This is a genomic window from uncultured Bradyrhizobium sp. (assembly GCF_936943645.1).
Classification (GTDB): domain Bacteria; phylum Pseudomonadota; class Alphaproteobacteria; order Rhizobiales; family Xanthobacteraceae; genus Bradyrhizobium.
On sequence record NZ_CAKZJO010000051.1, the window covers coordinates 224,285 to 247,363 of the forward strand.

A 23,079-nucleotide genomic window follows, 5' to 3' on the forward strand; every position below is an offset into this window, starting at 1 on the left:
GTTGACGGGGAGGTAACGTGCCCTACCTCACTTCCCCGTAAAACTCGCCTTGCGTTTCTCCACGAAGGCATTGCGGCCTTCGATGGCGTCGGCGCTCTTGCGGACCGTGGCCTGGAGCTCGATCTCGCGGCGGAACTGGGCCTCATAGGTGGCGTGCTCGCTCTCCTCGACCAGCAGGCGCGTTGCCACCAAAGCCCGCGTCGGCCCTTCGGCCAGGCGCCGCGCCAGGGCGAGCGCTTCGTCCATCAGCTTGCCATCGGCGACGACCTGCCGCACCAGGCCGATCTCCTGGGCGCGTTCTGCCGTCAGCGGCTCGTTGAGCAGCATCAGCTCGAGCGCGCGCTGCCGCCCGATCAGCCGGGGCAACAGCCAGGTCGAGCCGAGATCCGGCACCAGCGCGATGCGGCTGAACACCTGGATGAAGCTCGCCGACCGCGCCGCGACGATCATGTCGCCGGCCATGGCGAGGCTGAAACCGCCGCCGGCCGCCACCCCGTTCACCGCGACGACCACGGGCACGGCGCAATCGCGTAGCGCCTTGAAGGCCGGCCAGTAGAAGCGCATCACACCGGCCGCGATGTCCTCGCCGAGCGCTTCCGATGCCTTCAAATTCTGTCCTGAGCAAAATCCGCGCCCGGCGCCGGTGAGGATCAGCGCGCGGATATTGTCGTCCGCGGTCATCTCTGTGACAGCGCCGGCCAATGCGCCGAGCAGGTCCGGCGTCATCGCGTTGAGGCTTGCCGGTTCGTCGAGCGTCAATATCCCGACGGCGCCATCCCGCGCCTGTTTCACACCAGCCATGCCGCGTCTCCCTTTCGATGTTCTCGTTGGCTGCAATGTGCCATTGTCCGCGGGCTTCGCCAATTGCGGCGCTTCAACCTCGGTTGCAACGACGCAACTGAATCCAGAGATCAAGACGACATCATGCCTCATCAGTTCAGCCTCAACCAAACCGTCCGCAAACCCGCCGTCACGTCCAAGGGCGGCATCGTCGCCTCGCAATCGCGACGGGCGGCTGAGATCGGGGCGCAGGTGCTGGCCGCGGGTGGCGACTGCGTCGACGCGATCGTCGCGACCACGTTTGCCCTGAACGTGCTGGAGCCCTGGAATAGCGGTATCGGCGGCGGCGGTGCGATGGTGCTTTACCGCGCGAAGGAAAATCGCACCGAGGTGATCGACTACGGCATGTGCGCGCCGCAGAGCCTGCGCCCTGCGGACTATCCGCTCAGCGGCGCCGGCGCCGCCTCCGACCTGTTTCCCTGGCCGCGCGTGAAGGACGACCGCAACGTCCATGGCCCCGGCTCGATTGCCGTTCCCGGCGTCGTCGCCGGCATGGAAGAGGCGCATCGCCGCTACGCAAGAATGCCGTGGAAGGATCTGGTGGCACCATCTGCCGTGCTCGCCGGCGAAGGCCTGCTGGTCGATTGGTGGACCACGGTGACGATCTCCGGCTCGGCCGCCGATCTCCGGCGCTATCCGGCAAGCGCGGCCGCCTACCTGAAGGACGGCCTGCCGCCGACCCCGCCCTGGGGCGTCAAGGCCGAGACGCGGCTGCCGCAGGACACCCTGAAGGCGACGCTCTCGCATCTCGCCGAGGCTGGCCCCCGCGATTTCTACCAGGGCGATCTCGCCAGGAGCATCGCCTCCGACATCAAGGCCGACGGCGGCTCGCTGTCGGTCGAGGACCTCGCCGCCTTCCGCGCCCATCTGCGCGCGCCGCTGGCGATCCCCTATCGCGAGGGCAAGGTGTATGCGACGCCGGAGCTCACGGCGGGACCGACGATGGCGCATGCGCTGCGCCTGTTGCAGCAGAGCCTGACGCCCACGGGCGCGCCGGATGCCGGCGCCTATGTCGAATATGCACTCGCCTTGCAGGCAGCCTTCCGCGAGCGGCTCAAGGACATGGGCGATGCCGACGGCAAGCGCTCGCTCGGCGCCGAATATCTGGCGCCCGCCTGCACCACGCATTTCTCGGTGGTCGACCGTCACGGCAACATCGCCGCCGTGACGCAGACGCTGCTCTCGTCGTTCGGCTCGCGCTACGTGACGCCGCACACCGGCATCACCATGAACAACGGCATCATGTGGTTCGACCCGACGCCGGGCACCACCAACTCGCTGGCGTCGGGCAAGCGCTGCCTTTGCAACTACACGCCTGTGATCGCCGAGACCAAGGACGGCAGGCGACTCGCCGTCGGCGCCTCCGGCGGACGCCGCATCCTGCCGTCGGTGATGCAGCTCGTTTCCTTCGCGATGGATTACGGCATGGACCTCGACGCCGCCATCCACCAGCCGCGCATCGACGCCAGCGAGGGCGCAGTGGTGATCGGTGACGCCCGCCTGCCGGCGGACGTGCGCAAGGCGCTGGCCACGCGCTTCGACTATGAAGAGAGCCGCGTGCAAGCCCTGCCGCAGAAATTCGCCTGCCCGAGCGTGGTGATGCGCGAGGGCGACGTCAATTCCGGCGCGGTCGAGATCTTCCAGCCCTGGGCGGATGCGGTGGCGGAAGGCTGAAGCTACATTCCGAGCCGGTCGCGCACGCGGCCCGCGACCACGGCGGTCGTCACGCCCACCGGCCAGAACGCATGCATCGGGATCGGCTTGATGCCGGTCACGGGCATGTCGATCTCGGCCTTGGCGCCGCCGATCATCCGTCGAGCGAGCTGCGCGCCCATCGCGGTCGCGAGCGCGACACCGCGGCCGTTGCAGCCGAGCGAGATCAGGATGCCCTCGGCGGGCTCATGGAGATGCGGGTAATGATCCGCGGTGATGGCGAGCCGGCTGTTCCAGCCGTGCGTCCAGGCAACGCCCCTAAGCTGCGGCCATAGCCGCTCGGCATACCTCATGAGATAGGCGACGTCGTGCGGCGACTTGATCCAGCGCATCGGGCCGCGGCCGCCCATCAACAAGCGATTCTGCTGATCGATGCGGTAATAGACGGTGATGTGGCCGCTCTCGTAGAGCACCGGACGCGTCGGCATGATCGAACGCGCAACGGCATCCGAGAGCGGCGCGGTGGCGGCGATCGAGGAGAACACCGGCACGATGGTGCGGCGGAGCGCCGGCCAGAGATCGTCGGTAAAGCCGTTGGTGGCGAGCAGGACCTTGTCGGCATGCACCACCGCGCGCGAGGTCTCGATACGCCAGCGATTGCCGTCGCGGCGCAGCGACAGCGCCGGCGTCTCGCCATGCACCTTCGCGCCCGCCGAGATCGCGGCGCGCGCAAGGCCGCGGGCGTAGCTGAGAGGATGCAGATCGCCGCCGCGCGCGTCCAGCATGGCGCCGATATAGCGATCGCTGCCGGTCATCTCGCGCAACTGCTCGCGGTTCAGATAGGACACCGGCATGCCGCGGCGGATGCATTGCTGCGCGGTCTTCTCGATCGCGGCGGCGCTGGCCTCGTTGTACGCCGCACGCAGCGTGCCGTTCTGCCGCGCCTCGCAGGGGATCTGGTAGCGACGGATCAGCTCATGCGTGAAGTCAGTGGTGCCGTAGGCGAAGTCGATCATGCGGCGGCCGAGCTCAGCGCCGAAATCCGCCTCGATCTGATCAGGGTCGTGCTTCAGGCCGGGATTGGTGTGGCCGCCATTGTTGCCCGACGCGCCCCAGCCCGGCTCCTGCGCCTCCAGCACCAGCGCCTCGACGCCCTGCTCCGCCAGATGCAGCGCGGTGGAGAGGCCGGTGTAGCCGCCGCCGACGATGGCGACGGAGACATTCTTGTCGACGTCGAGCGGCGGCGTCTCGACCGGCGCGACGGCGGTGTCGGCGTAGAGCGAGGGCGGCAGTGGCAGGCGCGTCATGGCGAAGACCGGTCAGAGCGGATGCAGCACGCGGCGTAGAAAGTCCTGCGTGCGCGGATGCTGGGGTTGGTTGAGCAGCGCCTTGGCCGGACCCTGCTCGACGATGACGCCGCCGTCGATGAAGAGCACGCGGTCGGCGACGTCGCGGGCAAAGCCCATTTCGTGGGTGACGACGACCATGGTCATGCCGTCGTCGGCGAGTTTGCGCATCACGCCGAGGACGTCGCCGACGAGCTCGGGATCGAGCGCCGAGGTCGGCTCGTCGAACAGGATCGCCTTGGGCTGCATCGCCAGCGCCCGCGCGATGGCGACGCGCTGCTGCTGGCCGCCGGAGAGCTGTGGCGGATGCGCGTCGGCCTTCTCGGCGAGCCCGACCTGGGCGAGCAGCGCACGGCCGCGCTCCAACGCCTGGGCACGCGGCTCCTTCTTCACATAGAGCGGTCCTTCGATCACGTTCTCCAGCGCGGTGCGGTGTGGGAACAGGTTGAAGCGCTGGAACACCATCGAGACCTGAGTGCGAATGTTCACGATCGACGGCGTGTCGCGGTCGACCTTGAGGCCTTCGATGCTGATCTCGCCGCGGTCGTAGCTTTCGAGCCCGTTGATACAGCGCAGGATGGTGGATTTGCCCGAGCCGGAGGGACCGACGATGCAGACCACCTCGCCCTTCTCGACGGAGGCCGTGATGCCCTTGAGCACCTCGTTTTGGCCAAAGCTCTTGTGGACGTCGCTGAGCTCGATCATTTCTTGCCCGCCCGCTTCTCGAAGTGACGGACCAGCAGGATCAGCGGGATGCTCATGGTGAGATACATCAGCGCCACCAACGTGAACACGTTGGTGTTCTTGAAGGTCGAGGACGCGATCAGCTTGCCCTGCAGCGCGAGCTCGGCGACCGTGATCGTGGAGGCCTGCGAGGAATCCTTCAACATCATGATCATGACGTTGCCGTAAGGCGGCAGCACGATGCGCACCGCCTGCGGCAGCACCACGCGGCGCATGGTCAGCCACCAGCCCATGCCGATCGACTGCGCGGCCTCGATCTGGCCCTTGTCGATCGCCTCGATGCCGGCGCGGAAATTTTCCGCCTGATAGGCCGAATAGGCAATGCCGAGCCCGAGGATGGCGGCCTGCAGTGCCGACAGCGTGACGCCGAGATCAGGCATCACGAAGTAGAGGTAGAACAAGAGGACGATGATCGGGATGCCGCGGATCACGTTGATCAGGCTGGCGCTGATCATCGACAGCGCCCTGATGCCGGAGACCCGCATCATCGCCCAGATCAGGCCGAGCACCGTCGAGAGCAGCAGCGAGCCGATGGTGACGACGATCGTCAGCGCGACGCCGTTCATCAGGATCGGGAAGAACTCGGCAGCGTCGTGCCAGAAGCCTTTCATCGGCAAGCCTTCATCGAAACACTTCTTCGATCAGCTTCTCTCGATCAGCCCTGAGCCTTCAGGCCCCATTTATCGAGGATCTTGTCGATGGTGCCGTTGGCCTTCAGCTTGGTCAGCGAGGCGTTGATCTTGCTGAGCAGTGCGGCCTCGCCCTTGCGCACGCCGATGCCGACCGAGCCGACGGTAACGGGCTTGTAGCCATCGACGAGACGCACCTCGGGAAAGCCGCCCTGCTTCAGATTGTAGGCCAGGATCGGATAGTCGGCATAGCCGGCCTTGAGACGGCCGGTGTTCACATCGCGCAGGATGTCCGGAATGGTGTCGTAGGCCTTGACGTCGGCGAACAGGCCGGACTTCTTCAGCGCGTCGACGAAGGCGGTGCCGACCTGGGCGCCGACGGTCTCACCCTTCAAATCGTCCTGTGTGGCATAGGCCTTGGTGTCGGCCTTCGGCACGACGAGGCCCTCGCCATAGGTGTAGATCGGGTCGGAGAAGTCGACGACCTCCTTGCGCGGCGCCGTGATGAACATCGCGGCGGCAATGATGTCGATCTTGCTCGAGGTCAGCGAGGGGATCAGTGCCGAGAATTGCATCGGTTCGATCTGCACGTTGAAGCCGGCATCCTTGCCGACCTCGGTGATGAGATCGACCATGATGCCCTGGATGGTGTTGGTCTTGGTGTCGAGGAAGGTGAAGGGAATGCCCGTCGGCGTCGAGCCCACCTTCAGCACCTGTTGCGCCGAGGCCGGCGTCACCGCTGCAATCGCGAGTGCCGCCATAGCGGCCCGAACAATACGCTTCATCGCATCCCCCTTTGGGTCTGGCCGATGTCGGCGCCGCGCTGTCGTGATCAGACGTTGCGGGCCGCGCCGTTTCGGCCTATTTTCACCAATATGAAAATTTGGTCACACTTTCGCGGACGATGCAAGCGGTTTTCATGCACATGAAGGAAGCGGTTTGACGTGAGCGGTGGCAAAAGAATGCGCAAACCGGCGGCAAGCAAGCCGGCGAAGCGAGCGAAGTCCAAAGCCGTCACCAAGCGGGCAGAGCCCGCGATGGACGTCGCGGTCGGGCGCCGCATCCGGGATCTCCGGCGCGTCAGGCAATTCTCGCTGGAGACGGTCGCGGCGCGCACGGATCTGTCGATCGGCTTCCTCAGCCAGATCGAGCGCGGCCTGTCCTCGCCCTCGCTGCGCGTGCTGGCGACGCTGGCCGACGTGCTCGGCGTCGGCATCGCCGCGTTGTTCGGCGCAAGCCCGAGCGCCGATGGCGCGTCGGATCAAGTCGTCACGCGCGGGCTACAGCGGCCGGAATTGAAACTGTGGCGCACCGGCGTGTCCAAGCAATTGCTGAGCCCGGCCAGCGCCGACAACAAGCTCAACCTGTTCCTGGTGCATCTGGAGCCCGGCGGCTCCACCGGCGACGAGCTCTACACCCATGACGGCGAAGAAGCCGGCCTCGTGCTCGACGGCGAGATGATGCTGACGGTGGACAGCGAGACCTGGTCGCTGAAGACCGGCGACAGCTTTCGCTTCGCGAGCCGCAGGCCGCACCGGTTTTCCAACCCGGCGCAGGACGCGAAGGCGGTGGTGCTGTGGGTGAATTGTGTGACGGGGGCGTGAGCTTGCCTCCGTCCCAGCGATAGATGAAGGGTGCACCGGCTCCGCAACGTCATTGCGAGCGCAGCGAAGCAATCCAGACTGCCTCCGCAGAAAGACCCTGGATTGCTTCGCTGCGCTCGCAATGACGAGCTGAGAGAGTCTCACCCGAACCGGTGATTATACCGGTCCACCGTCAGCGCGCTGACGTCGATGTCCGGCTTCTTGCCGGACAGCAGGTCCGCGAGCAGGCGTCCCGAGCCGCAGGACATGGTCCAGCCGAGGGTGCCGTGGCCGGTGTTGAGGTGGAGATTCGCGTATTGCGTCGGGCCGATCACGGGCGGGCCGTCCGGCGTCATCGGACGCAGGCCGCTCCAGAACGTCGCCTTGGACAGGTCGCCGCCGCGCGGGAACAGGTCGGTCAGCGAATGATCGAGCGTAGCGCGGCGTGCATCGTAGAGCTTGTCCGAATAGCCGGAGATTTCCGCGGTGCCGCCGACGCGGATGCGATTGCCGAGGCGCGTGATCGCGACCTTGTAGCTCTCGTCCATCACGGTGGATTCCGGCGCGCCGGACGCGTCCTTGATCGGCACCGTGATCGAATAGCCCTTCACCGGATAGACCGGCAACGAAATGCCGAGCGGGGCCGCGAGCCGCGACGAATAGCTGCCGAGCGCGAGCACGTAAGAATCCGCCTGCAGCATCCCGGCGCTGGTGGCGACGCCACTGACACGCGCGCCCTCCGTGACGATGCGGTCGATCGAGGTGTTGAACATGAAGCGCACGCCGAGCGCCTGCGCATGCTTGGCCAGCGCCTGCGTGAACATGTGGCAGTCGCCGGTCTCGTCCTGCGGCAGGCGAAGCCCGCCGACGAACTTGTCTTTCACGCTTGATAGCGCCGGCTCGACCGCGATGCAGCCCTCGCGGCTCAGCACCTCGAACGGCACGCCATATTGCTTGAGCACGGCGATGTCTTCGCCGGTGCCGTCGAGCTGCGCCTGGTAGCGAAACAGCTGCAGCGTGCCTTGCGCGCGCTCGTCATACTGGATGCCGATGTCGCGGCGCAGATCGCGCAAGGAATCGCGGCTATACTCCGCGATCGGGATCATCCGGCTCTTGTTGACCGCGTAGCGCGCGGTGGTGCAGTTGCGCAGCATCTTGAGCAGCCAGACCCACATGACAGGATCGAGCTTCGGCCGCACCACGAGCGGACCGTGCTTCATCAACAGCCACTTGACCGCCTTCACCGGCACGCCGGGGCCGGCCCAGGGCGAGGAATAGCCGGGCGAGACTTCGCCGGCGTTGGCAAAAGAGGTCTCGAGCGCCGGCTCGGGCTGACGGTCGACGACCGTCACGTCGTGGCCGGCACGGGCGAGGTAGTAGGCAGAGGTGACACCGATGACACCACTGCCGAGGATCAGGACTTTCACGCTTCGTCAAACTCCCGCGGCATCACTCTCCGCCGCTGCAAGGACCAACTCGCTGGCGGCGAGAGCAATTATCAGGCCACCTTCTTGATGGCGTCGCCGAGGATCGAGACCATCTGGTCGATATGGCTCTTCTCGACGATGAGCGGAGGCGACATCGCGAAGCTGTCGCCGCTCATGCGCAGGTAAAGGCCGGTGTTGAAGCAGTCGACCATGACGTCATAGCCGCGCGCGCCGACGGCGCCGTCGCGCGGCGCCAGCTCGACCGCGCCCATCAAGCCGCAATTGCGGATATCGACCACGTTCGGCAGGCCCTTGAGCGAATGCAGCGCATCGCGCCAATATTCGGCGATCGAGGCACCGCGCGTGAGCAGGCCTTCGTCCTTGTAGATGTCGAGCGTGGCGATACCGGCGGCGCAGGCGGTCGGATGGGCCGAATAGGTGTAGCCGTGGAACAGCTCCATCATGTTCTCCGGGCCGACCATCATGCCGTCGTGCACCTTGCGGCTCGCGAACACCGCGCCGCAGGGGATGGTGCCGTTGGTGATGCCCTTGGCCGTCGTCATCAGGTCTGGCGTGACGCCGAAGAAATTGGCGGCGAACGGCGTGCCGAGGCGGCCGAAGCCGGTGATGACCTCGTCGAAGATCAGGAGGATGCCGTGCTTGTCGCAGATCTCGCGCAGCCGCTGCAGATAGCCCTTCGGCGGCGGCAGAACCGCGGTCGAACCCGGCACCGGCTCGACGATGACGGCCGCGATGGTCTCGGCGCCGTGCAGCGCGACCAGACGCTCGAGATCGTCGGCGAGCTCGGCGCCATGCTCGGGCTGGTCCTTGGCGAAGGCGTTGCGGGTGAGGTCGTGGGTGTGGCGGATGTGGTCGACGCCGGGCAGCAGGGTGGTGAAGGCGCGGCGGTTGGCGACCATGCCGCCGACCGAGGTGCCGCCGAAGCCGACGCCGTGATAGCCACGCTCACGGCCGATCAGCCGGGTGCGGCTGGCCTGGCCGGTGGCGCGGTGATAGGCGAGCGCGATCTTCAGCGCGGTATCGACCGACTCGGAGCCGGAATTGGTGAAGAAGATGCGGTCGAGGCCCTTTGGCGCGATCTCGGCGAGGCGCTCGGCAAAGTCGAAGGCGAGCGGATGGCCCATCTGGAACGAGGGCGCGAAATCCAGCGTCATCAGCTGGCGCTCGACGGCGGCGGCAATCTGCTTGCGGCCGTGGCCGGCATTGACGCACCAGAGGCCGGCGGAGCCGTCGATCACCTTGCGGCCGTCGACAGTGGTGTAATGCATGCCCTCGGCCGAGGAGAACAGGCGCGGCGCCTTCTTGAACTGCCGGTTGGCCGTGAACGGCATCCAGAACGAGTCGGTCTTGATAGTGTTCGGAATCTGATGAAGGGTCACGGCCGCGCTCCTTTGCTGACCCCATAGCTGAGCCACGGCTTGGAATGCGCAACAAGTCCTTTTCTGCTCAGCCGCAACCCATTGATTTGTCTGGGGCTGCCGGTCCATATTTGTGCGATCCGCAACACCTGCAACACGGGATCCGGGCTATGAGCGTCGACATCGGTGGACGGCTGCGATTCATCCGGGCGCGCCACAAGCTGTCGCAGCGCGAGCTGGCCAAGCGCGCCGGGGTCACCAATTCGACGATCTCGCTGATCGAATCCAACCAGATGAACCCTTCCGTCGGCGCGCTCAAGCGCATCCTCGACGGCATTCCGATGGGGCTCGCCGAGTTCTTCGCGCTGGAACCTGAGTCGAGGCGCAAGATCTTCTATCGTGCCGAGGAGCTGACCGAGGTCGGCAAAAAGCCGATCTCCTATCGGCAAATCGGCGACAATCTGTTCGGCCGCAGCCTGCAGATCCTGAAAGAGCGCTACGAGCCCGGCAGCGACACCGGCCGCGTCCATCTCGTCCATGAGGGCGAGGAAGGCGGTATCGTGATCTCGGGCAAGCTCGAGGTCACCGTCGAGGACGAGCGCCGCATCCTCAACCCCGGCGATGCCTATTATTTCGAGAGCCGTCGCCCGCATCGCTTCCGCTGCGTCGGCGGCAAGGCGTGCGAGGTGATCTCGGCCTGCACGCCGCCGACGTTCTGAGGCGCGATCGGCCCATCTGCAATCGTACGAGCACCGGTATCTTACGGTGGTTGAGCCATCTCAATTTCCGCGCGCGCGACCGCTATATATTGCGAAACGTAGCCGAGCAGCCTGGCTTAGAGGTGCTGAGGTTATAGCCCCGGTCTCCTAGGTACGCCGGGGCCGCTTCGTAACGGGAGCCAGCGCATGAAGATCACTCTTGCCAATGCGGAAGCCGTGCTCGACGAAGCCTTGCGCGACGCCGACAAGCTCCATTCGCGCGAGCTGCGCAAGGCTATCGCCGAATACATCGAGATGCAGAGAGAAGCGGTCAAGGCTCTCCGCAGGAAGCTGCATTGATCGGATCGGCGCGGCGGTCGTCGACATCCCCGAGCCGTCCTGAACCTGGCTGACGCCGCGGACGACCAACGGACAGGCACGATCCCGCTCCAGCCAAGGGCCGCCAATGTTCGCCCCGTTTCGCCTCGCGCTCGTCACCGCGACGGCCCTGCTCGCCCCCGCCACCTGCCAAGCCATGGACGATTACCTCCGCGCCGCCAGCAGCGCGCCGACCGCAATCACGCTATGCGGCGAGGCCAACGGCAACGGTCCTGCGATCAAGCCCGCCGCCTGCCAGGAAAGGGGCTACGACAAGCTCGTCGCCGCGATCGACAAATCCTTCGATGCGGCACTCGCCAGGGCGCCCGCCAACATCCGGCCTCTGCTCAAGCGCGACGAGGCCTGGTTCAACGAGATGATCACCCAGGCCGCCGGCACCGTGCAGGAGGTCGACGAAGCCGAGCTGCGCGACAACTTTGTCGCGACGCTGCGCCAGCGCCAGACCGCGCTCGACGAGATCGCCGGCGGCTTCGGCCGCAGCGGGTTCTCCGGCAGATGGGTCAACGCGTTCGGAAGCCTCACCCTCTCGCCGGATGCGAACGGCGTGCGGCAGTTGACGATCGACATGAGGGCCTATTACGGCAGTGACAGGCATCGGCAATGCAAGCTGAGCACGACCGTGACGAAGGCCGGCAGCTGGTCGAGCGGGTCGATCCGACTGCCGAACGCCGCACCACCGGCCAGCCAGCAAGACACCAAGCCGGCGAAACTCCCGGCGATCAAGCTCCGTCGCCAGGGCGAGACCCTTCGCGTCGTCATGATCGACGGCGACGATACGACCGAGGCGGGCGATGATTGCGACTATCTGTGGCAGATCACCGGCACCTATTTCGCGAGCAGTACCTCCGGCGACGCCGACAAGACCGAGATCTCGTTTGTCGCGCCGACCTTCGATTGTGTGCGTCCGGTGACGGCCACGGACGAGGAGATCTGCTCGGACCCCGATCTCGCCGAGAACGACCAGCGATTGAACCGCGCCTGGAAGGCGCTGCTGCCACGGCTCGACGATGCGACACGGCGCGCGCTGACGGAGGACCAGCGCAACTGGGTGCAGGCGCAGACCATGCAATTCCCCGAGTTTCTGCATCCGGCCTGGGAAAAGCGCAGCTCGGACATGCACGCCACCGCCAACGGGCGGGATCACGTCGATGCGCTCCAGCGCGAGCGGATCGCACTGCTTGAAGGCTTCGACGACAAGCGCACCGGCCTCGCCGGCATCTGGCTCGCCTACAACGCGATCCTCAAGATCACGATCGACAAGGATGGCCGGCTGACGACGCAGGGCTGGAAATGGGATCAGGGCGACTGGAAGGCCGGCTGCGACTACGAGATAACAGGCAAGATGGCCGGCGGCTCCTTCCGCGCCGACGAACGGCGCAAGAACCCGGACACGCTGGAGCGCGACCACGCCATGCTGGTCGTCAACCGTCTCGACGAGATGTTCGCGCAGAAGCGCAATGGCAAGGACACCGACGACGAGGCGAAGTGCAGGCGAAGGCTCGACAACTCCTCGACCGCCCGGCTGTTTCCGGCGCGCGCCTCGCCCGACATCGACAATTTCTCCGGTTCGATCCGCTAGAGCGAAATGCCGCCGGGCTGAATTCGTGCCGCGCGTCGTTCACCTCTCCCGCAAGCGGGAGAGGGAGCGGACCGCCTTCGTCGCGGCGATTAAGCCTCACACCATCATGCTTGAGCGGTCTTTCAAGACTGCGTCAGCAAATCCTCGATCCGGATCGGAAATCTGCGGACACGCACGCCGGTCGCGTGCCAGACCGCGTTGGCCACCGCGCCGGCACTGCCGGTGATGCCGATCTCGCCGACGCCCTTGATGCCGAGCGCGTTGACGTGCGGGTCATGCTCCTCGACCGTGATCACGTCGAGTGGCGGCACGTCGGCATTCACGGGGACGTGGTACTCGCCGAGGTCAGCGTTCATGATCCGCCCGCTGCGGCGATCGGTGATGGCCTGCTCGTGCAGCGCAAAGGACATGCCCCAGATCATGCCGCCGAACAGCTGGCTCTTCACCAGATGCGGATTGACGATACGCCCCGCGGCAAACGCTCCGACCATGCGGCTGACACGGATCTGGCCGAGCTCGGGATCGACCTTCACCTCCGCGAACACCGCGCCATGGGCATGCATGGCATATTCCTCCATCGCCGCCGGGTTCGGCGCGCCGGTGCCGCGGGCCTCGACCTCGGCGACGCCCGCGCGCGCGAGGATCTCGGCGTAGCTCTCGCCGCGGCTCTCGTCGTCACGGCGGATCAGCCGGCCGTCGCGTGCGATCACACCGGCATTGCCAGCGCCGAACAGCGGCGAGCGCTCGTCCCCGGTGGCGAGGTCGGCGAGCTTTGCGATCACGGCCGCGCCGGCGCTGTGGATCGCAGCACCGGCCGTTGCCGTATGCGCGGAGCCGCCGGCGATGCCGGCGTCGGGCAGGTCTGACGTGCCGGCCTTGAACGTGACGCGGTCGATATCGAGGCCGACGGCATCGGCCGCGATCTGCGCCAGCGCCGTCCAGGCGCCCTGCCCCATGTCGTGCGCGCCGATCTCCATCACGCCTGAACCGTCGCGCCGGATCGCCGCGCGTGCCTCCGCCTGAAACATCAGCGCGGGGAACGTCGCGGTGCCCATCCCCCAGCCGACCAGAAGTCCGGCGTCATCGCGCATCTGTCTGGGCTGGAGCGAGCGCTTCGCCCAGCCGAAACGCGCCGCGCCCTGATCGTAACAAGCACGCAGCGCTTTCGAGGAAAACGGTTTTCCCGTGATCGGTTCGACCTCGGCATAGTTCTTCAGGCGGAAGGCGAGCGGATCCATGCCGCAGGCCCACGCCATCTCGTCGATCGCGCTTTCCAGCGCGATCGATCCCGTGGCCTCGCCGGGCGCGCGCATGAACAGCGGCGTGCCGGTGTTGACGCGCACGGCGTCATGCGAGGTGCGGATTGCGGGTGCCGCATAGAGCGTGTGCGAGGCATCGGCGGCGGGCTCGTAGAAATCGTCGAACGTGCTCGATACCGTGCGCGCATGATGATCGAGCGCGGTCAGACGTCCCTCGCCGTCGGCGCCGATGCGCAGACGCTGGCGCGTCGGCGCGCGATGCCCGACCGGGCCATACATCTGCTCTCGGCGCAGCACCAGCTTGATCGGCCTGCCGACCAGCTTCGCCGCCATGATGCCGAGAACCGGCGGACCGCCCATGAGCCCCTTCGAGCCGAAGCCGCCGCCGAGGAAGGGGCTGCGGATGTGGATCTTGTCGTGTGCAATACCGAACAGTTCGGCAATGCGCGCAAGCGAAAGCACCAGACCCTGGGTCGGCATGTCCACCGACAGCCTGTCGCCATCCCATTGAACCACGATCGCGTGCGGCTCCATCGCATTGTGATATTGCGGCGGCGTCTCGTAAGTCGCGTCGATCTGCTTGTCGGCCGAGGCAAGGCCCGCCTCGACATCGCCGAGGTGATTTTCGGTGGGATTGCCGACGCCGACGACGGGGGGCACGAAGCTCGCGCCGGCGTCGAGCCCAACCAGCGGCGGCAGCGTCTCGTAGCGCGGCGCCAGCAGCACCGCACCTTCCGTCGCGGCTTCCAGCGTGTCCGCAATCACGACCGCGATGGGCTGGTTGGCGTAGCGGACCTCGTTGCTCTGCAGCGCTTCCATCCGGAACACGAACGGATTGGTCTTGATCTCAGGATCGATCGCGAGCTGCGGCTTGTGGTCGGGCGTCATGACATCGACGACGCCGGGATGGCGTTTTGCGGCGGCGACGTCGAGCGAGACCACGCGGCCATGCGCGATGCTGGAAACGGCGATCACCGCAAACAACATGCCGGGCGGGTGATTGTCGGCGGCATAGGTCGCCTGCCCCGTGACCTTGAGGACGCCGTCACGGCGGGTCAGCGGTTGACCGATGTTCGAGCCGTGCCTGATATGGGCGGGGGCACCGGTGAGATTGAGCTCAGGCATGAATGGCTCCTGATGTCGAGGCAAAGGGAGAGGCCGGCAGCGCCGGCAGGCGCGCGGGTGTGCCGGCGGCGGCAAGGGTCAGCGCGCGCACGACGATGCGGCGCGCCAGCTCGATCTTGAAGGCGTTGTCGCCAGACGGCTTTGCGTCGGTGAGCGCGCGCCAGGCGGCTTCCTGGAACGCATCCGCCGTCGGCGCGACACCCCTCAGCACGTCCTCCGCGGCACGGGCGCGCCAGGGCTTTGCGGCGACACCGCCGAGCGCGATCCGCGCCTCCGCGACCTTGCCGTTCTCGATCCGCAACGCGGCCGCGGCGGACACCACGGCGAAGGCGTAGGAGGTACGGTCACGAACCTTGAGGTAGCGCGCATGCGTCGCGAAACCACGCGCCGCGGGCGGCAGGCGCACCGCGACGATGAGATCGCCGGCTTTGAGCGCCGATTCACGGTCGGGCGAATCGCCGGGCAGGCGATGCAGCTCGTCGAGCGCGATCTCGCGACGGCCGCCTTTGCCCTCGATCTCGACGATGGCATCGAGCGCGACCAGGGGCACGCAGAAGTCGGAGGGATGCGTGGCGATGCAGCTCTCGCTCCAGCCGAGCACGGCATGGCCGCGATTCTCGCCGTCTTTGGCATCACAGCCACTGCCGGCTTCGCGTTTGTTGCAGCGGCTGGCCGGATCATAGAAATATGCGCAGCGCGTCCTTTGCAGGAGATTGCCGCCGACCGTTGCCGCATTGCGCAGTTGCGCGGATGCGCCTGACAGCAACGCTTCGGCGACGGCGGGATAGGACTTTGCGAAGTTTGCGTCATGCGCGAGATCGGCATTGCTCACCAGCGCGCCGATGCGCAGCGATCCGTCGGCAAGGGTCTCGATCCGGTCGAGCCCGTCGAGATGGGTGACGTCGACCAGACGATCCGGCCGGCTGACGCCGCCTTTCATGAGATCGAGCAGATTGGTGCCGGCGGCAAGATACACCGCACCCGGCTGGGCAGCAGCGGCGACAGCCTCGGCGACAGTCGCGGGCCTGACATAGTCGAACTGCTTCATGCCGAGTGCCTCTGGCTGGTTTCGTCCATCTGTCCTTGCGCATCGAGCACGGCATCGACGATGCCGGCATAGGCGCCGCAGCGGCAGAGATTGCCGCTCATGCATTCACGGATGCGCTCGGGATCGTTGCCGGCCTGCGCTTCCTGCATCATGCCGATCGCGCTCATGATCTGGCCGGGCGTGCAGAAGCCGCACTGGAAGCCGTCATGGGCGATGAAGGCCGCCTGCACGGGATGCAGCTGGTCGCCGCGCGCGACGCCCTCGATGGTGAGGATGTCGGCCCCGTCATGGCTGATGGCGAGTGCGAGGCAGGAGTTGATGCGCTTGCCGTCGACCAGAATGGTGCAGGCGCCGCACTGGCCGCGGTCGCATCCCTTCTTGGTTCCGGTGAGATGGAGGCGCTCACGCAGGAGATCGAGCAGCGTGACGCGCGGATCGTCGAGGACGAAGTCGCGCCGCGCACCGTTCACGGTGAGGCTGATGGAGTGGTTCATACAAGGCTCCGATCAGAAATGGACATGGCTCATCGTTCGGCGCGCCACCGCCGTGGCCGCCGTCGATATGCGTCAGCCGGGCGGAAGCCGGCCGATAGCCAAGCGAAGATACGGAGGCACCCTCCGCTTAACAAGGCCCGCTCGAAAATATTTGGAATTCGTCAAAAGCCCGTGCGCCACCAACGCGATGCACCCCTGCATGGTTCAACGAGGGTTCAATCTAACCAATTCGTGATCTACATTGTCCGACATGGACCACACCGACCCAATCCGAAAGCCCCGAGCCGACGCCGTGCGCAACCGCGAGCGCGTGCTCGAGGCCGCGAAGGCCGTGTTCAATGCCGGCGGCCCGGAGGCAAGCCTCGAGGCCGTCGCCAAGCGCGCCGGCGTCGGCATCGGCACGCTCTATCGGCATTTCCCCACGCGCGAGGATCTGTTCGAGGCCGTGTACCGGCGCGAGGTCGAGCAGCTCAGCGAGCTGGCCGAACATTTGAAGACCGCCAAGGACCCGGTGGAGGCACTGCGGCGCTGGCTGCAGTCAGCCGTCGAATTCGTGGCCACAAAAAAGGGCATGTCGGCCGCGCTGGCGCTGACGTTCCAGAGCTCGTCGGACCTCGCGGCGTTCTCGATGGACCGGCTGACCAAGGCGATCGGCTCGCTGCTCGACCGCGCGGTCGCAGCCGGCCAGATGCGCGGCGATATCAGCCCGGAAGACCTGCTCAGGGCCTTGATCGGGATGTGCTACATGCACGACCAGCCGGGCTGGCAGTCTTCGGTGCTGCGCATGCTCGACGTGTTCGTGGACGGCTTGCGCGTGCAGCCGCCGAGCAAGGCCAAGGTTGATGTTACGAGGGCAGCCACCGCCAAGGCTCCCGCCGCCAGGCCGGTGAAACCCGCAGTGAAACGGAAGCGATAGCCCGCCCGTATTTCCCTGAGGTCATGCTAGGATCAGCATCGCCGGGATTTCAACGCGGAGCCTGTCATGCGCATTGCCGCCTTGCTCGTCGCCATCAGCCTTGTCTTCAGCTCCACCGCAGCGCTCGCCGACAGTGTTGCCGCGGCTCGGGAGGTCATCGTCGCCCAGGAGCAGGCCTTCGTCCGCGGCGATGCGAGCGCCGCCTACTCCCATGCCGCTCCGGCGATCAGGGAGATCTTTCCCGCGCCCGACATCTTCATGGCCATGGTGCAAAAGGGCTACCCGCCGGTCTACCGCCACAAGAGCTTCGAGTTCGGCGAGAGCAGGGTCGAGGGCGGCTGGATCGCGCAGCGAGTCCACATCATCGATGCCAATGGTGAAGCATGGGAAGCCCTCTACACGCTCGAGCAGCAGGCCGACGGCAGCTACAAGATCACCGGCTGTTCGCTGTTGAAGGCGGGACAGTCGGTCTAGGTCGCAAAGCCCGGCCCAGTCTTGACCGAGCTCATCCGCGAGCGGATCAGGAGCAGCACGACGATGCTGATATTGAGCGCGTTCCAGGCGACGCCGTTCGCGAACGCCGCGCCGTAGGAGCCGGTGGCGTCGAAGATCAAGCCCGACACCCAGCCGCCGAAGGACATGCCGAACACCGAGGCGAAGATCACGATGCCGACGCGCGTTGCGGCTTCACTCGCCGGCATCGCCTCGCGCACGATGATGGCGTAGCTCGGCACGATGCCGCCCTGGAACAGGCCGAACATCGCGGAGATCAGATAGAGCGAGGTGAGGCTGTCGAAGAACAAATAGAACACCAGCGCAAAGCCCTGCGCCAGCGATCCCACCAGCAGCGTGCGGATGCCGCCGATCTTGTCGGCGAGATAGCCGGAACCGATCCGGCTGACGATGCCGCAGGCCATCATCAAGGACAGCATCTCAGCGCCGCGCGCCACGCCATAGCCGAGATCGCCGCAATAGGCGACGATATGCACCTGCGGCATCGCCATGGCGACACAGCAGGAGATGCTGGCGATCGAGAGCAGCGCCGTCAGCGTGTTGGTCGACAGCTTGAGATCGACGCGCGGCGGCGGCGCATTGGCATGATCGCGAACATGGTCGTCGCCCATCTGCGCGCGCAGCACGAGGACCAGAACCGCCATCGTGCTGGCGCAGACGATGCCGATGCCGACATGGGTGTAGCGCCAGCCGATCGTCTCGGTGCCCCAGCTCACGATCGGCGGCCACATCGTCCCCGCCACGTAATTGCCGCTGGCGACGATGGTCACCGCAAGGCCGCGATAACGCTCGAACCAGTGCGAGGCTTCCGCCATCAGCGGCGCGAAGGTTGCCGACGTGCCGAGGCCGATCAGGAAATACGCCGCGACGAACTGCCAGAGCTGGGTCGATAGCCCCGCCAGCACATTGGCAACGCCGAGGAACGCGATGCTGATCGCCATCGCGGCGACGATGCCGAACCGGTCGGTGATCTTGCCCGCGATCACGCCGCCCAGCCCGAAGCCGAACATCATCAGCGTGAAGGCCAGCGACACCGCGCCGCGCGTGGCACCGAACTCGGCCTGCACGATGGGAATCACGACCACGACCGCCCACATGCCGACGGCGCCGATCGAGCCGATCACGAGCGCAAGCACCAGCCGCACCCAGGCCTGACGCGAATCAGGGGTGAAGGCAGCGGGTGTTTGTCCTGGATGTTTCGGCGCGTGCACGGGCCGGACCATGGCCCGCGGATCGTCGCACGGTCAAGCATTGTGGCGCGATATTGGGCATGCGCGGTGCACTGCGGTAAGAAGGAGCTTGGCGATCGCGCGATTTGCCATTAGTTTGCAATCAGCGTGTGCGCCATGGCCGCGCGAAGAGCATGTCGGCGGAAATGTTGCTGCGATTGACGCGATCGATGCGGATCAGGGTGGGGCGGATCATCGCCCTCGCCTATCTGTTCTGTGTGCTCGCGCCGGCGGCGAGCCTCGCATGGGGCACAGGTCCAGCGCCGTGTCTCGATGACACGCTCATCTCCGAACGCGCAGCGGCGCATCACCAGATGTCGGCCGACCATGTTCATGGCGGGATCTCGCATGATCACGCCGGACCGCATGCGCATCACCAGACCGCGGCACAGGACGCACCCGCACCGCATCATCATGGCGGCAAGGGAGCAGTGGGCCCGTGCTGTGCGATGATGTGCGTCAGCGCGTTGCCCGCCGATCTGCCTGTTGTCGCGACGCCCGTCCAGCCGACATCCACCTGCGCGCCCGAGCTCGTGGCCAGCCTGCACAGCGCGGCCGCGCCCCTGCACTACCGCCCTCCCATCGCCTGATCTGACACGACGATTTCGGGCCGTGCGCGCTTCTGCGCGCGCGAACCTGTGGTCTTGAGATCAGGGATGAACAATGCTGACGCTTTCCGGGGCGAAATTCGCCGCCGCATCCGCGGTGCGCGGACGACACTGTCGATTCCATTGGCCGTTGCTGGCCGCACTCGCGCTGGCGTTATCCGGCTGCATGCCCGCGACCACACAAGTCGCGGCCGCTGATCCCGCAGATCCCGCGGCGAAGGTCGCGCCGGTCGGCTACCACTCGACCATCGCGCCCTACAGCAGCCTGCGGCCCGCGACGCCGGCACCATGGCGCGACCGCAACGACGCCGTCGCGCCGCGGCCGAAGCAAGACCAGTAGGAGCGCGCCATGACACGCCATCTTGCGCGAGGCCTGCTCGTCCTCACCGCGCTCAGCGTCTCCGGCTGCGCCGCGTTCTCGCCCGACAGTGGCATGAGCGGGGTCTCCGAACTGACGAGCCAGACCATCAACAAGGACGTCGCCTTCGTGCGGACGGCGGACGGCGCCGGCGCGGTTGACGCACGCGTGCGCCAGTTGCTGGGACGAACGCTCAGCATGGACGCTGCCGTGCAGATCGCACTGCTCAACAACAAGGGGCTGCAAGCCGCCTATAACGAGCTGGCGCTGGCCGAGACCGATCTGGTCGAGCAGAGCCTGCCGCCGAATCCCGTGTTCTCGATCTCGCGAATCTCGGGCAATGGCGCCAGCGAGATCGAGCGCCAGGTGGTCGGCGACATCCTGGCGCTCGCCACCCTGCCGTTCCGCTCCGACATCGCCCGCGAACGCTTCCGCGGAGCCCAGCTGCGCGCGGCGTTGGCGACCTTGCGGCTCGCAGCGGAGGTCCGCCGCGCCTATGTGCGCGCCGTCTCGAGCAACGAGATGGTGGCGCTGCTGACGGACGCGAAGGCGACGGCGGAATCGACCGCACAGCTCGCCGTCAAGCTCGGCGAGACCGGTTCGATCAACAAGCTCGACCAGGCCCGCGAGCAGGTGTTTTACGCCGAGACCACCGCCGATCTCGCCACTGCACGGCAGACCATGGCGAGCGCGCGCGAAAGGCTCGCGCGCCTGATGGGGCTGTGGGACGGCGGTCTCGATTTCCGTCTGCCCAACCAGCTTCCCGCCCTGCCGCGCCGGCCGCAGGCCCTGCCCTCGATCGAGGCCGACGCCGTGGCCCATCGCATCGACCTGCAGATCGCGCGGCTGGAGCTGACCGCGCTGGCGAAATCGCTGAACCTCACGGAGGCAACGCGCTTCGTGACCCTGCTCGATCTCGCCGGCATCGCCCGCCGCACCAGGGATCCGGAAGGAGCCCCATTCCGCGAACGCGGCTTCGACGTCCAGTTCCAGATCCCGATCTTCGACGGCGGCGAGGTCCGGGTGCGGCAGGCCGCCGAGACCTACAATCTCGCCTTCAACCGCCTGACCGAGCGCGCCGTCAATGTGCGCTCCGAGGCGCGCGATGCCTACCGCACGTACCGATCCACCTACGATATCGCGAGCCACTATCAGCGCGAGATCATCCCCTTGCGCAAGATCATCACCGAGGAGATGCAGCTGCGCTTCTCCAGCATGCAGGTCGACATCTTCGCGCTGCTCACCGAGGCGCGGCAGCGCCTGGCCTCGCTGCGCGGCGCGATCGATGCGAGGCAAAGGTTCTTCCTCGCCCAGTCCGACTTGCAGACCGCCGTCAACGGCGGCGGCGCGCCTGCTTCCGGCGGCGACAATCCAACCACCATCGCCGCGGCAACGCCTGCCGATGGCGGCGGCCACTGAGATGGAGGCCAACATGTTTTCCCGCCGAGGATTTTTGGGGAGCGCCGCGCTCGCCGGTGCGTCGGCCATCAGCGGCCGCGTGCAGGCTGCGTCGATTCCGGAAGCCCCGCACATGGACAAGGTGGTGATGCAGCCGCCGCTGCATCCCGTTGGCGGCCCCGACTATCGCCCCGTCGTGACGCTGAACGGTTGGTCGCTGCCGTTCCGCATGAACGGCGACTGGAAGGAATTCCACCTCGTCGCCGAGCCCGTGGTGCGCGAGTTCGCGGAAGGAATGAAGGTGAATCTGTGGGGCTATAACGGCCAGTCCCCGGGGCCGACGATCGAGGCCGTCGAAGGCGACAAGGTCCGCGTCTTCGTCACCAACCGCCTGCCCGAATACACCACCGTGCACTGGCACGGCATGATCATCCCGAGCGGCATGGACGGCGTCGGCGGCCTGACCCAGCCGCACATCCAGCCCGGCAAGACCTTCGTCTACGAGTTCGAGATGAGGAAGAGCGGGACCTTCATGTACCATCCGCACTCCGACGAGATGGTGCAGATGGCGATGGGCATGATGGGCATGGTCGTCGTGCATCCGCGCGATCCCGCCTTCCGGCCCGTCGACCGCGACTTCGTCTTCGTGATGAGCACCTATCGTGTCGATCCCGGCACCTACCTGCCGCATGTCAACGAGATGACCGACTTCAACATGTGGACCTGGAATGCGCGGGTGTTTCCCGGCATCGATCCCCTGGCCGTGCGGCTCGGCGACAAGGTGCGCGTGCGCATCGGCAATCTCAGCATGACCAACCATCCGATCCATCTGCACGGCCACAGTTTTGCGGTGACCTGCACCGACGGCGGCTGGATTCCGGAGAGCGCGCAATATCCGGAGACGACGACCGACGTGCCGGTCGGCGCCGTCAGGGTGTTCGACGTGCTCGCCGACAATCCCGGCGATTGGGCGTTCCACTGCCACAAATCGCATCACACCATGAATGCGATGGGGCACGACGTGCGCAACCTGATCGGCGTGTCGCGCAAGGACCTCGCCAGGGCCGTCGGCAAGCTTGCGCCTGACAGCATGGCGATGGGCTCGACCGGCATGGCGATGGGCAACATGGAGATGCCCGCGCCCGACAACACGCTGCCGATGATGACGGGCACCGGCCAGTTCGGCCCGATCGAGATGGGCGGCATGTTCACCGTGATGAAGATCCGCGAGGACCTCGCCCGCGACGACTATCGCGATCCCGGCCCCTACAAATTCCCGCAAGGCACCGTCGCCTACGAGGTCGAGACGCCCGATGCGGCACCGGTGCGGGAGCCGGGCAAGCCAATGCACAGGATGAAGATGTGAGCGTTTCGATGAACCACCAACTGGAGATGACGATGAAGACGATCAAACTCGGCCTCGCGCTGGCGACGCTGTCGCTCGCGCCGGCGCTGGCGCACGACAAGCACGCTCACGGGAGCTTTTCGGCCGGCGAGCCCGGCGATCCCAGCAAGCCCGCGCGCACGATCGAGATCCTGCTCAACGAGATGGACTACGCGCCGGCGAAGATCGAGGTCAAGCGCGGCGAGCAGATCCGCTTCGTGCTGCGCAATGTCGGCAAGGAGGACCACGAATTCCTGCTCGCGACGACGAAGGAAAATCTCACCCATGCCGTGGAGATGAGAAAGCATCCGCATATGGAGCATGACGACCCCAACGGTGTCAGGCTCGCCCCGAGCAGGACGGCTGAGATCCTCTGGAAGTTCAGCAAGGCCGGCACGTTCGAGTACTCGTGCCTCATTCCCGACCACCGCGAGAACGGCATGGTCGGCCACGTCACCGTGAAATGAAGG

Annotated in this window: 23 protein-coding genes; 12 read left to right on the forward strand and 11 right to left on the reverse strand. The window is 66.3% G+C overall.

Annotation, left to right across the window (positions count from 1 at the left end; all coding sequences use genetic code 11):
• Positions 1 to 27: 27 nt before the first annotated feature.
• Positions 28 to 801, reverse strand: a complete 774-nt coding sequence (locus tag Q0743_RS10720; RefSeq protein WP_298241495.1) for an enoyl-CoA hydratase-related protein — start codon at positions 799 to 801, stop codon at positions 28 to 30.
• 123 nt (positions 802 to 924) lie between these two features.
• Between Q0743_RS10720 and Q0743_RS10725 the strand changes: the two genes are divergently transcribed.
• Positions 925 to 2,514, forward strand: a complete 1,590-nt coding sequence (locus tag Q0743_RS10725) for a gamma-glutamyltransferase family protein (protein ID WP_298241496.1) — start codon at positions 925 to 927, stop codon at positions 2,512 to 2,514.
• A gap of 2 nt (positions 2,515 to 2,516) precedes the next feature.
• Here Q0743_RS10725 and Q0743_RS10730 read toward each other — a convergent pair whose 3' ends face one another.
• The 4 genes from Q0743_RS10730 to Q0743_RS10745 are packed head-to-tail and all read right to left on the reverse strand — an operon-like array spanning position 2,517 to position 5,997.
• Positions 2,517 to 3,800, reverse strand: a complete 1,284-nt coding sequence (locus Q0743_RS10730) for an FAD-binding oxidoreductase (protein WP_298241497.1) — start codon at positions 3,798 to 3,800, stop codon at positions 2,517 to 2,519.
• 12 nt (positions 3,801 to 3,812) lie between these two features.
• On the reverse strand, positions 3,813 to 4,544 hold the full coding sequence (locus Q0743_RS10735; protein WP_298241498.1) for an amino acid ABC transporter ATP-binding protein: 732 nt from the start codon (positions 4,542 to 4,544) through the stop codon (positions 3,813 to 3,815).
• Positions 4,541 to 5,194, reverse strand: a complete 654-nt coding sequence (locus tag Q0743_RS10740; RefSeq protein WP_298241499.1) for an amino acid ABC transporter permease — start codon at positions 5,192 to 5,194, stop codon at positions 4,541 to 4,543. Before Q0743_RS10740 ends, Q0743_RS10735 begins: the two co-directional genes overlap by 4 nt.
• Before the next feature lie 44 nt (positions 5,195 to 5,238).
• Positions 5,239 to 5,997: an ABC transporter substrate-binding protein gene (locus Q0743_RS10745; protein ID WP_298241500.1), complete on the reverse strand. Its 759-nt coding sequence runs from the start codon at positions 5,995 to 5,997 to the stop codon at positions 5,239 to 5,241.
• Between the two features lie 177 nt (positions 5,998 to 6,174).
• Here Q0743_RS10745 and Q0743_RS10750 point away from each other — a divergent pair, with 177 nt between their 5' ends.
• Positions 6,175 to 6,816 (forward strand): helix-turn-helix domain-containing protein, encoded by a 642-nt coding sequence (locus Q0743_RS10750; protein ID WP_298241501.1) that lies wholly within the window; start codon positions 6,175 to 6,177, stop codon positions 6,814 to 6,816.
• A gap of 140 nt (positions 6,817 to 6,956) precedes the next feature.
• Here Q0743_RS10750 and Q0743_RS10755 read toward each other — a convergent pair whose 3' ends face one another.
• Positions 6,957 to 8,222 carry a D-amino acid dehydrogenase gene (locus Q0743_RS10755; protein ID WP_298241502.1) on the reverse strand — a complete coding sequence of 422 codons (1,266 nt, stop codon included), beginning with the start codon at positions 8,220 to 8,222 and terminating at the stop codon, positions 6,957 to 6,959.
• Between the two features lie 71 nt (positions 8,223 to 8,293).
• Positions 8,294 to 9,622, reverse strand: a complete 1,329-nt coding sequence (locus tag Q0743_RS10760; protein WP_298241503.1) for an aspartate aminotransferase family protein — start codon at positions 9,620 to 9,622, stop codon at positions 8,294 to 8,296.
• Between the two features lie 149 nt (positions 9,623 to 9,771).
• Between Q0743_RS10760 and Q0743_RS10765 the strand changes: the two genes are divergently transcribed.
• From Q0743_RS10765 to Q0743_RS10775, 3 genes are all read left to right on the forward strand, one after another.
• Positions 9,772 to 10,320, forward strand: coding sequence for a cupin domain-containing protein (locus Q0743_RS10765; RefSeq protein WP_298241504.1), 549 nt, complete (start codon positions 9,772 to 9,774; stop codon positions 10,318 to 10,320).
• Between the two features lie 186 nt (positions 10,321 to 10,506).
• The gene (locus Q0743_RS10770) at positions 10,507 to 10,659 is read left to right on the forward strand and encodes a hypothetical protein (protein WP_174719170.1); all 153 of its coding nucleotides are present in this window, start codon (positions 10,507 to 10,509) and stop codon (positions 10,657 to 10,659) included.
• 106 nt (positions 10,660 to 10,765) lie between these two features.
• A complete protein-coding gene (locus tag Q0743_RS10775) occupies positions 10,766 to 12,277 on the forward strand; it encodes a lysozyme inhibitor LprI family protein (RefSeq protein WP_298241505.1) in 1,512 nt (503 codons plus the stop codon).
• Between the two features lie 122 nt (positions 12,278 to 12,399).
• Here Q0743_RS10775 and Q0743_RS10780 read toward each other — a convergent pair whose 3' ends face one another.
• Genes Q0743_RS10780 through Q0743_RS10790 form a run of 3 tightly spaced genes read right to left on the reverse strand, consistent with a single transcriptional unit; the run spans position 12,400 to position 16,203 of the window.
• Positions 12,400 to 14,661: a xanthine dehydrogenase family protein molybdopterin-binding subunit gene (locus Q0743_RS10780; protein WP_298241506.1), complete on the reverse strand. Its 2,262-nt coding sequence runs from the start codon at positions 14,659 to 14,661 to the stop codon at positions 12,400 to 12,402.
• Entirely contained in the window at positions 14,654 to 15,709 is a 1,056-nt protein-coding gene (locus Q0743_RS10785; protein ID WP_298241507.1) for a xanthine dehydrogenase family protein subunit M, read from the reverse strand. Before Q0743_RS10785 ends, Q0743_RS10780 begins: the two co-directional genes overlap by 8 nt.
• Positions 15,706 to 16,203: a 2Fe-2S iron-sulfur cluster-binding protein gene (locus Q0743_RS10790; RefSeq protein WP_298241508.1), complete on the reverse strand. Its 498-nt coding sequence runs from the start codon at positions 16,201 to 16,203 to the stop codon at positions 15,706 to 15,708. The genes Q0743_RS10785 and Q0743_RS10790 overlap by 4 nt, the downstream gene beginning before the upstream one ends.
• Before the next feature lie 250 nt (positions 16,204 to 16,453).
• On the opposite strand from Q0743_RS10790, the gene Q0743_RS10795 reads away from it, so the two are divergent.
• Both Q0743_RS10795 and Q0743_RS10800 read left to right on the forward strand, forming a co-directional pair.
• Positions 16,454 to 17,119 (forward strand): TetR/AcrR family transcriptional regulator, encoded by a 666-nt coding sequence (locus Q0743_RS10795; protein ID WP_298241509.1) that lies wholly within the window; start codon positions 16,454 to 16,456, stop codon positions 17,117 to 17,119.
• Positions 17,120 to 17,185: 66 nt separating this feature from the next.
• Complete coding sequence (locus tag Q0743_RS10800) at positions 17,186 to 17,593, forward strand: DUF4864 domain-containing protein (protein WP_298241510.1); 408 nt, start codon at positions 17,186 to 17,188, stop codon at positions 17,591 to 17,593.
• Here the strand turns inward: Q0743_RS10800 and Q0743_RS10805 are convergent.
• Positions 17,590 to 18,855 (reverse strand): MFS transporter, encoded by a 1,266-nt coding sequence (locus Q0743_RS10805; protein ID WP_298241511.1) that lies wholly within the window; start codon positions 18,853 to 18,855, stop codon positions 17,590 to 17,592. The two genes, Q0743_RS10800 and Q0743_RS10805, sit on opposite strands and share 4 nt — an antisense overlap.
• Positions 18,856 to 19,031: 176 nt before the next feature.
• On the opposite strand from Q0743_RS10805, the gene Q0743_RS10810 reads away from it, so the two are divergent.
• The 5 genes from Q0743_RS10810 (at position 19,032) to Q0743_RS10830 (ending at position 23,076) form a co-directional block, all read left to right on the forward strand.
• On the forward strand, positions 19,032 to 19,451 hold the full coding sequence (locus Q0743_RS10810; protein ID WP_298241512.1) for a hypothetical protein: 420 nt from the start codon (positions 19,032 to 19,034) through the stop codon (positions 19,449 to 19,451).
• Between the two features lie 73 nt (positions 19,452 to 19,524).
• Positions 19,525 to 19,809 carry a hypothetical protein gene (locus Q0743_RS10815; RefSeq protein WP_298241513.1) on the forward strand — a complete coding sequence of 95 codons (285 nt, stop codon included), beginning with the start codon at positions 19,525 to 19,527 and terminating at the stop codon, positions 19,807 to 19,809.
• Positions 19,810 to 19,818: 9 nt separating this feature from the next.
• On the forward strand, positions 19,819 to 21,246 hold the full coding sequence (locus Q0743_RS10820; protein ID WP_298241514.1) for a TolC family protein: 1,428 nt from the start codon (positions 19,819 to 19,821) through the stop codon (positions 21,244 to 21,246).
• Between the two features lie 13 nt (positions 21,247 to 21,259).
• Positions 21,260 to 22,591 carry a copper oxidase gene (locus tag Q0743_RS10825; protein WP_298241515.1) on the forward strand — a complete coding sequence of 444 codons (1,332 nt, stop codon included), beginning with the start codon at positions 21,260 to 21,262 and terminating at the stop codon, positions 22,589 to 22,591.
• A 32-nt stretch (positions 22,592 to 22,623) separates the two neighbouring features.
• Complete coding sequence (locus tag Q0743_RS10830) at positions 22,624 to 23,076, forward strand: cupredoxin family protein (protein ID WP_298241516.1); 453 nt, start codon at positions 22,624 to 22,626, stop codon at positions 23,074 to 23,076.
• The last annotated feature ends 3 nt before the right edge of the window (positions 23,077 to 23,079 follow it).

What these genes read in the sequence shown, in the direction of transcription:
- Q0743_RS10815 (WP_298241513.1), top strand. Translation starts at nt 19,525, where the DNA reads ATGCTGACGCTTTCCGGGGCGAAATTCGCCGCCGCATCCGCGGTGCGC.
- Q0743_RS10785 (WP_298241507.1), bottom strand. Translation starts at nt 15,709, where the DNA reads ATGAAGCAGTTCGACTATGTCAGGCCCGCGACTGTCGCCGAGGCTGTC.
- Q0743_RS10770 (WP_174719170.1), top strand. Translation starts at nt 10,507, where the DNA reads ATGAAGATCACTCTTGCCAATGCGGAAGCCGTGCTCGACGAAGCCTTG.
- Q0743_RS10810 (WP_298241512.1), top strand. Translation starts at nt 19,032, where the DNA reads ATGCGGATCAGGGTGGGGCGGATCATCGCCCTCGCCTATCTGTTCTGT.
- Q0743_RS10775 (WP_298241505.1), top strand. Translation starts at nt 10,766, where the DNA reads ATGTTCGCCCCGTTTCGCCTCGCGCTCGTCACCGCGACGGCCCTGCTC.
- Q0743_RS10765 (WP_298241504.1), top strand. Translation starts at nt 9,772, where the DNA reads ATGAGCGTCGACATCGGTGGACGGCTGCGATTCATCCGGGCGCGCCAC.
- Q0743_RS10795 (WP_298241509.1), top strand. Translation starts at nt 16,454, where the DNA reads ATGGACCACACCGACCCAATCCGAAAGCCCCGAGCCGACGCCGTGCGC.
- Q0743_RS10750 (WP_298241501.1), top strand. Translation starts at nt 6,175, where the DNA reads ATGCGCAAACCGGCGGCAAGCAAGCCGGCGAAGCGAGCGAAGTCCAAA.
- Q0743_RS10790 (WP_298241508.1), bottom strand. Translation starts at nt 16,203, where the DNA reads ATGAACCACTCCATCAGCCTCACCGTGAACGGTGCGCGGCGCGACTTC.
- Q0743_RS10820 (WP_298241514.1), top strand. Translation starts at nt 19,819, where the DNA reads ATGACACGCCATCTTGCGCGAGGCCTGCTCGTCCTCACCGCGCTCAGC.
- Q0743_RS10730 (WP_298241497.1), bottom strand. Translation starts at nt 3,800, where the DNA reads ATGACGCGCCTGCCACTGCCGCCCTCGCTCTACGCCGACACCGCCGTC.
- Q0743_RS10780 (WP_298241506.1), bottom strand. Translation starts at nt 14,661, where the DNA reads ATGCCTGAGCTCAATCTCACCGGTGCCCCCGCCCATATCAGGCACGGC.
- Q0743_RS10830 (WP_298241516.1), top strand. Translation starts at nt 22,624, where the DNA reads ATGAAGACGATCAAACTCGGCCTCGCGCTGGCGACGCTGTCGCTCGCG.
- Q0743_RS10805 (WP_298241511.1), bottom strand. Translation starts at nt 18,855, where the DNA reads ATGGTCCGGCCCGTGCACGCGCCGAAACATCCAGGACAAACACCCGCT.
- Q0743_RS10825 (WP_298241515.1), top strand. Translation starts at nt 21,260, where the DNA reads ATGTTTTCCCGCCGAGGATTTTTGGGGAGCGCCGCGCTCGCCGGTGCG.
- Q0743_RS10745 (WP_298241500.1), bottom strand. Translation starts at nt 5,997, where the DNA reads ATGAAGCGTATTGTTCGGGCCGCTATGGCGGCACTCGCGATTGCAGCG.
- Q0743_RS10725 (WP_298241496.1), top strand. Translation starts at nt 925, where the DNA reads ATGCCTCATCAGTTCAGCCTCAACCAAACCGTCCGCAAACCCGCCGTC.
- Q0743_RS10740 (WP_298241499.1), bottom strand. Translation starts at nt 5,194, where the DNA reads ATGAAAGGCTTCTGGCACGACGCTGCCGAGTTCTTCCCGATCCTGATG.
- Q0743_RS10735 (WP_298241498.1), bottom strand. Translation starts at nt 4,544, where the DNA reads ATGATCGAGCTCAGCGACGTCCACAAGAGCTTTGGCCAAAACGAGGTG.
- Q0743_RS10720 (WP_298241495.1), bottom strand. Translation starts at nt 801, where the DNA reads ATGGCTGGTGTGAAACAGGCGCGGGATGGCGCCGTCGGGATATTGACG.
- Q0743_RS10800 (WP_298241510.1), top strand. Translation starts at nt 17,186, where the DNA reads ATGCGCATTGCCGCCTTGCTCGTCGCCATCAGCCTTGTCTTCAGCTCC.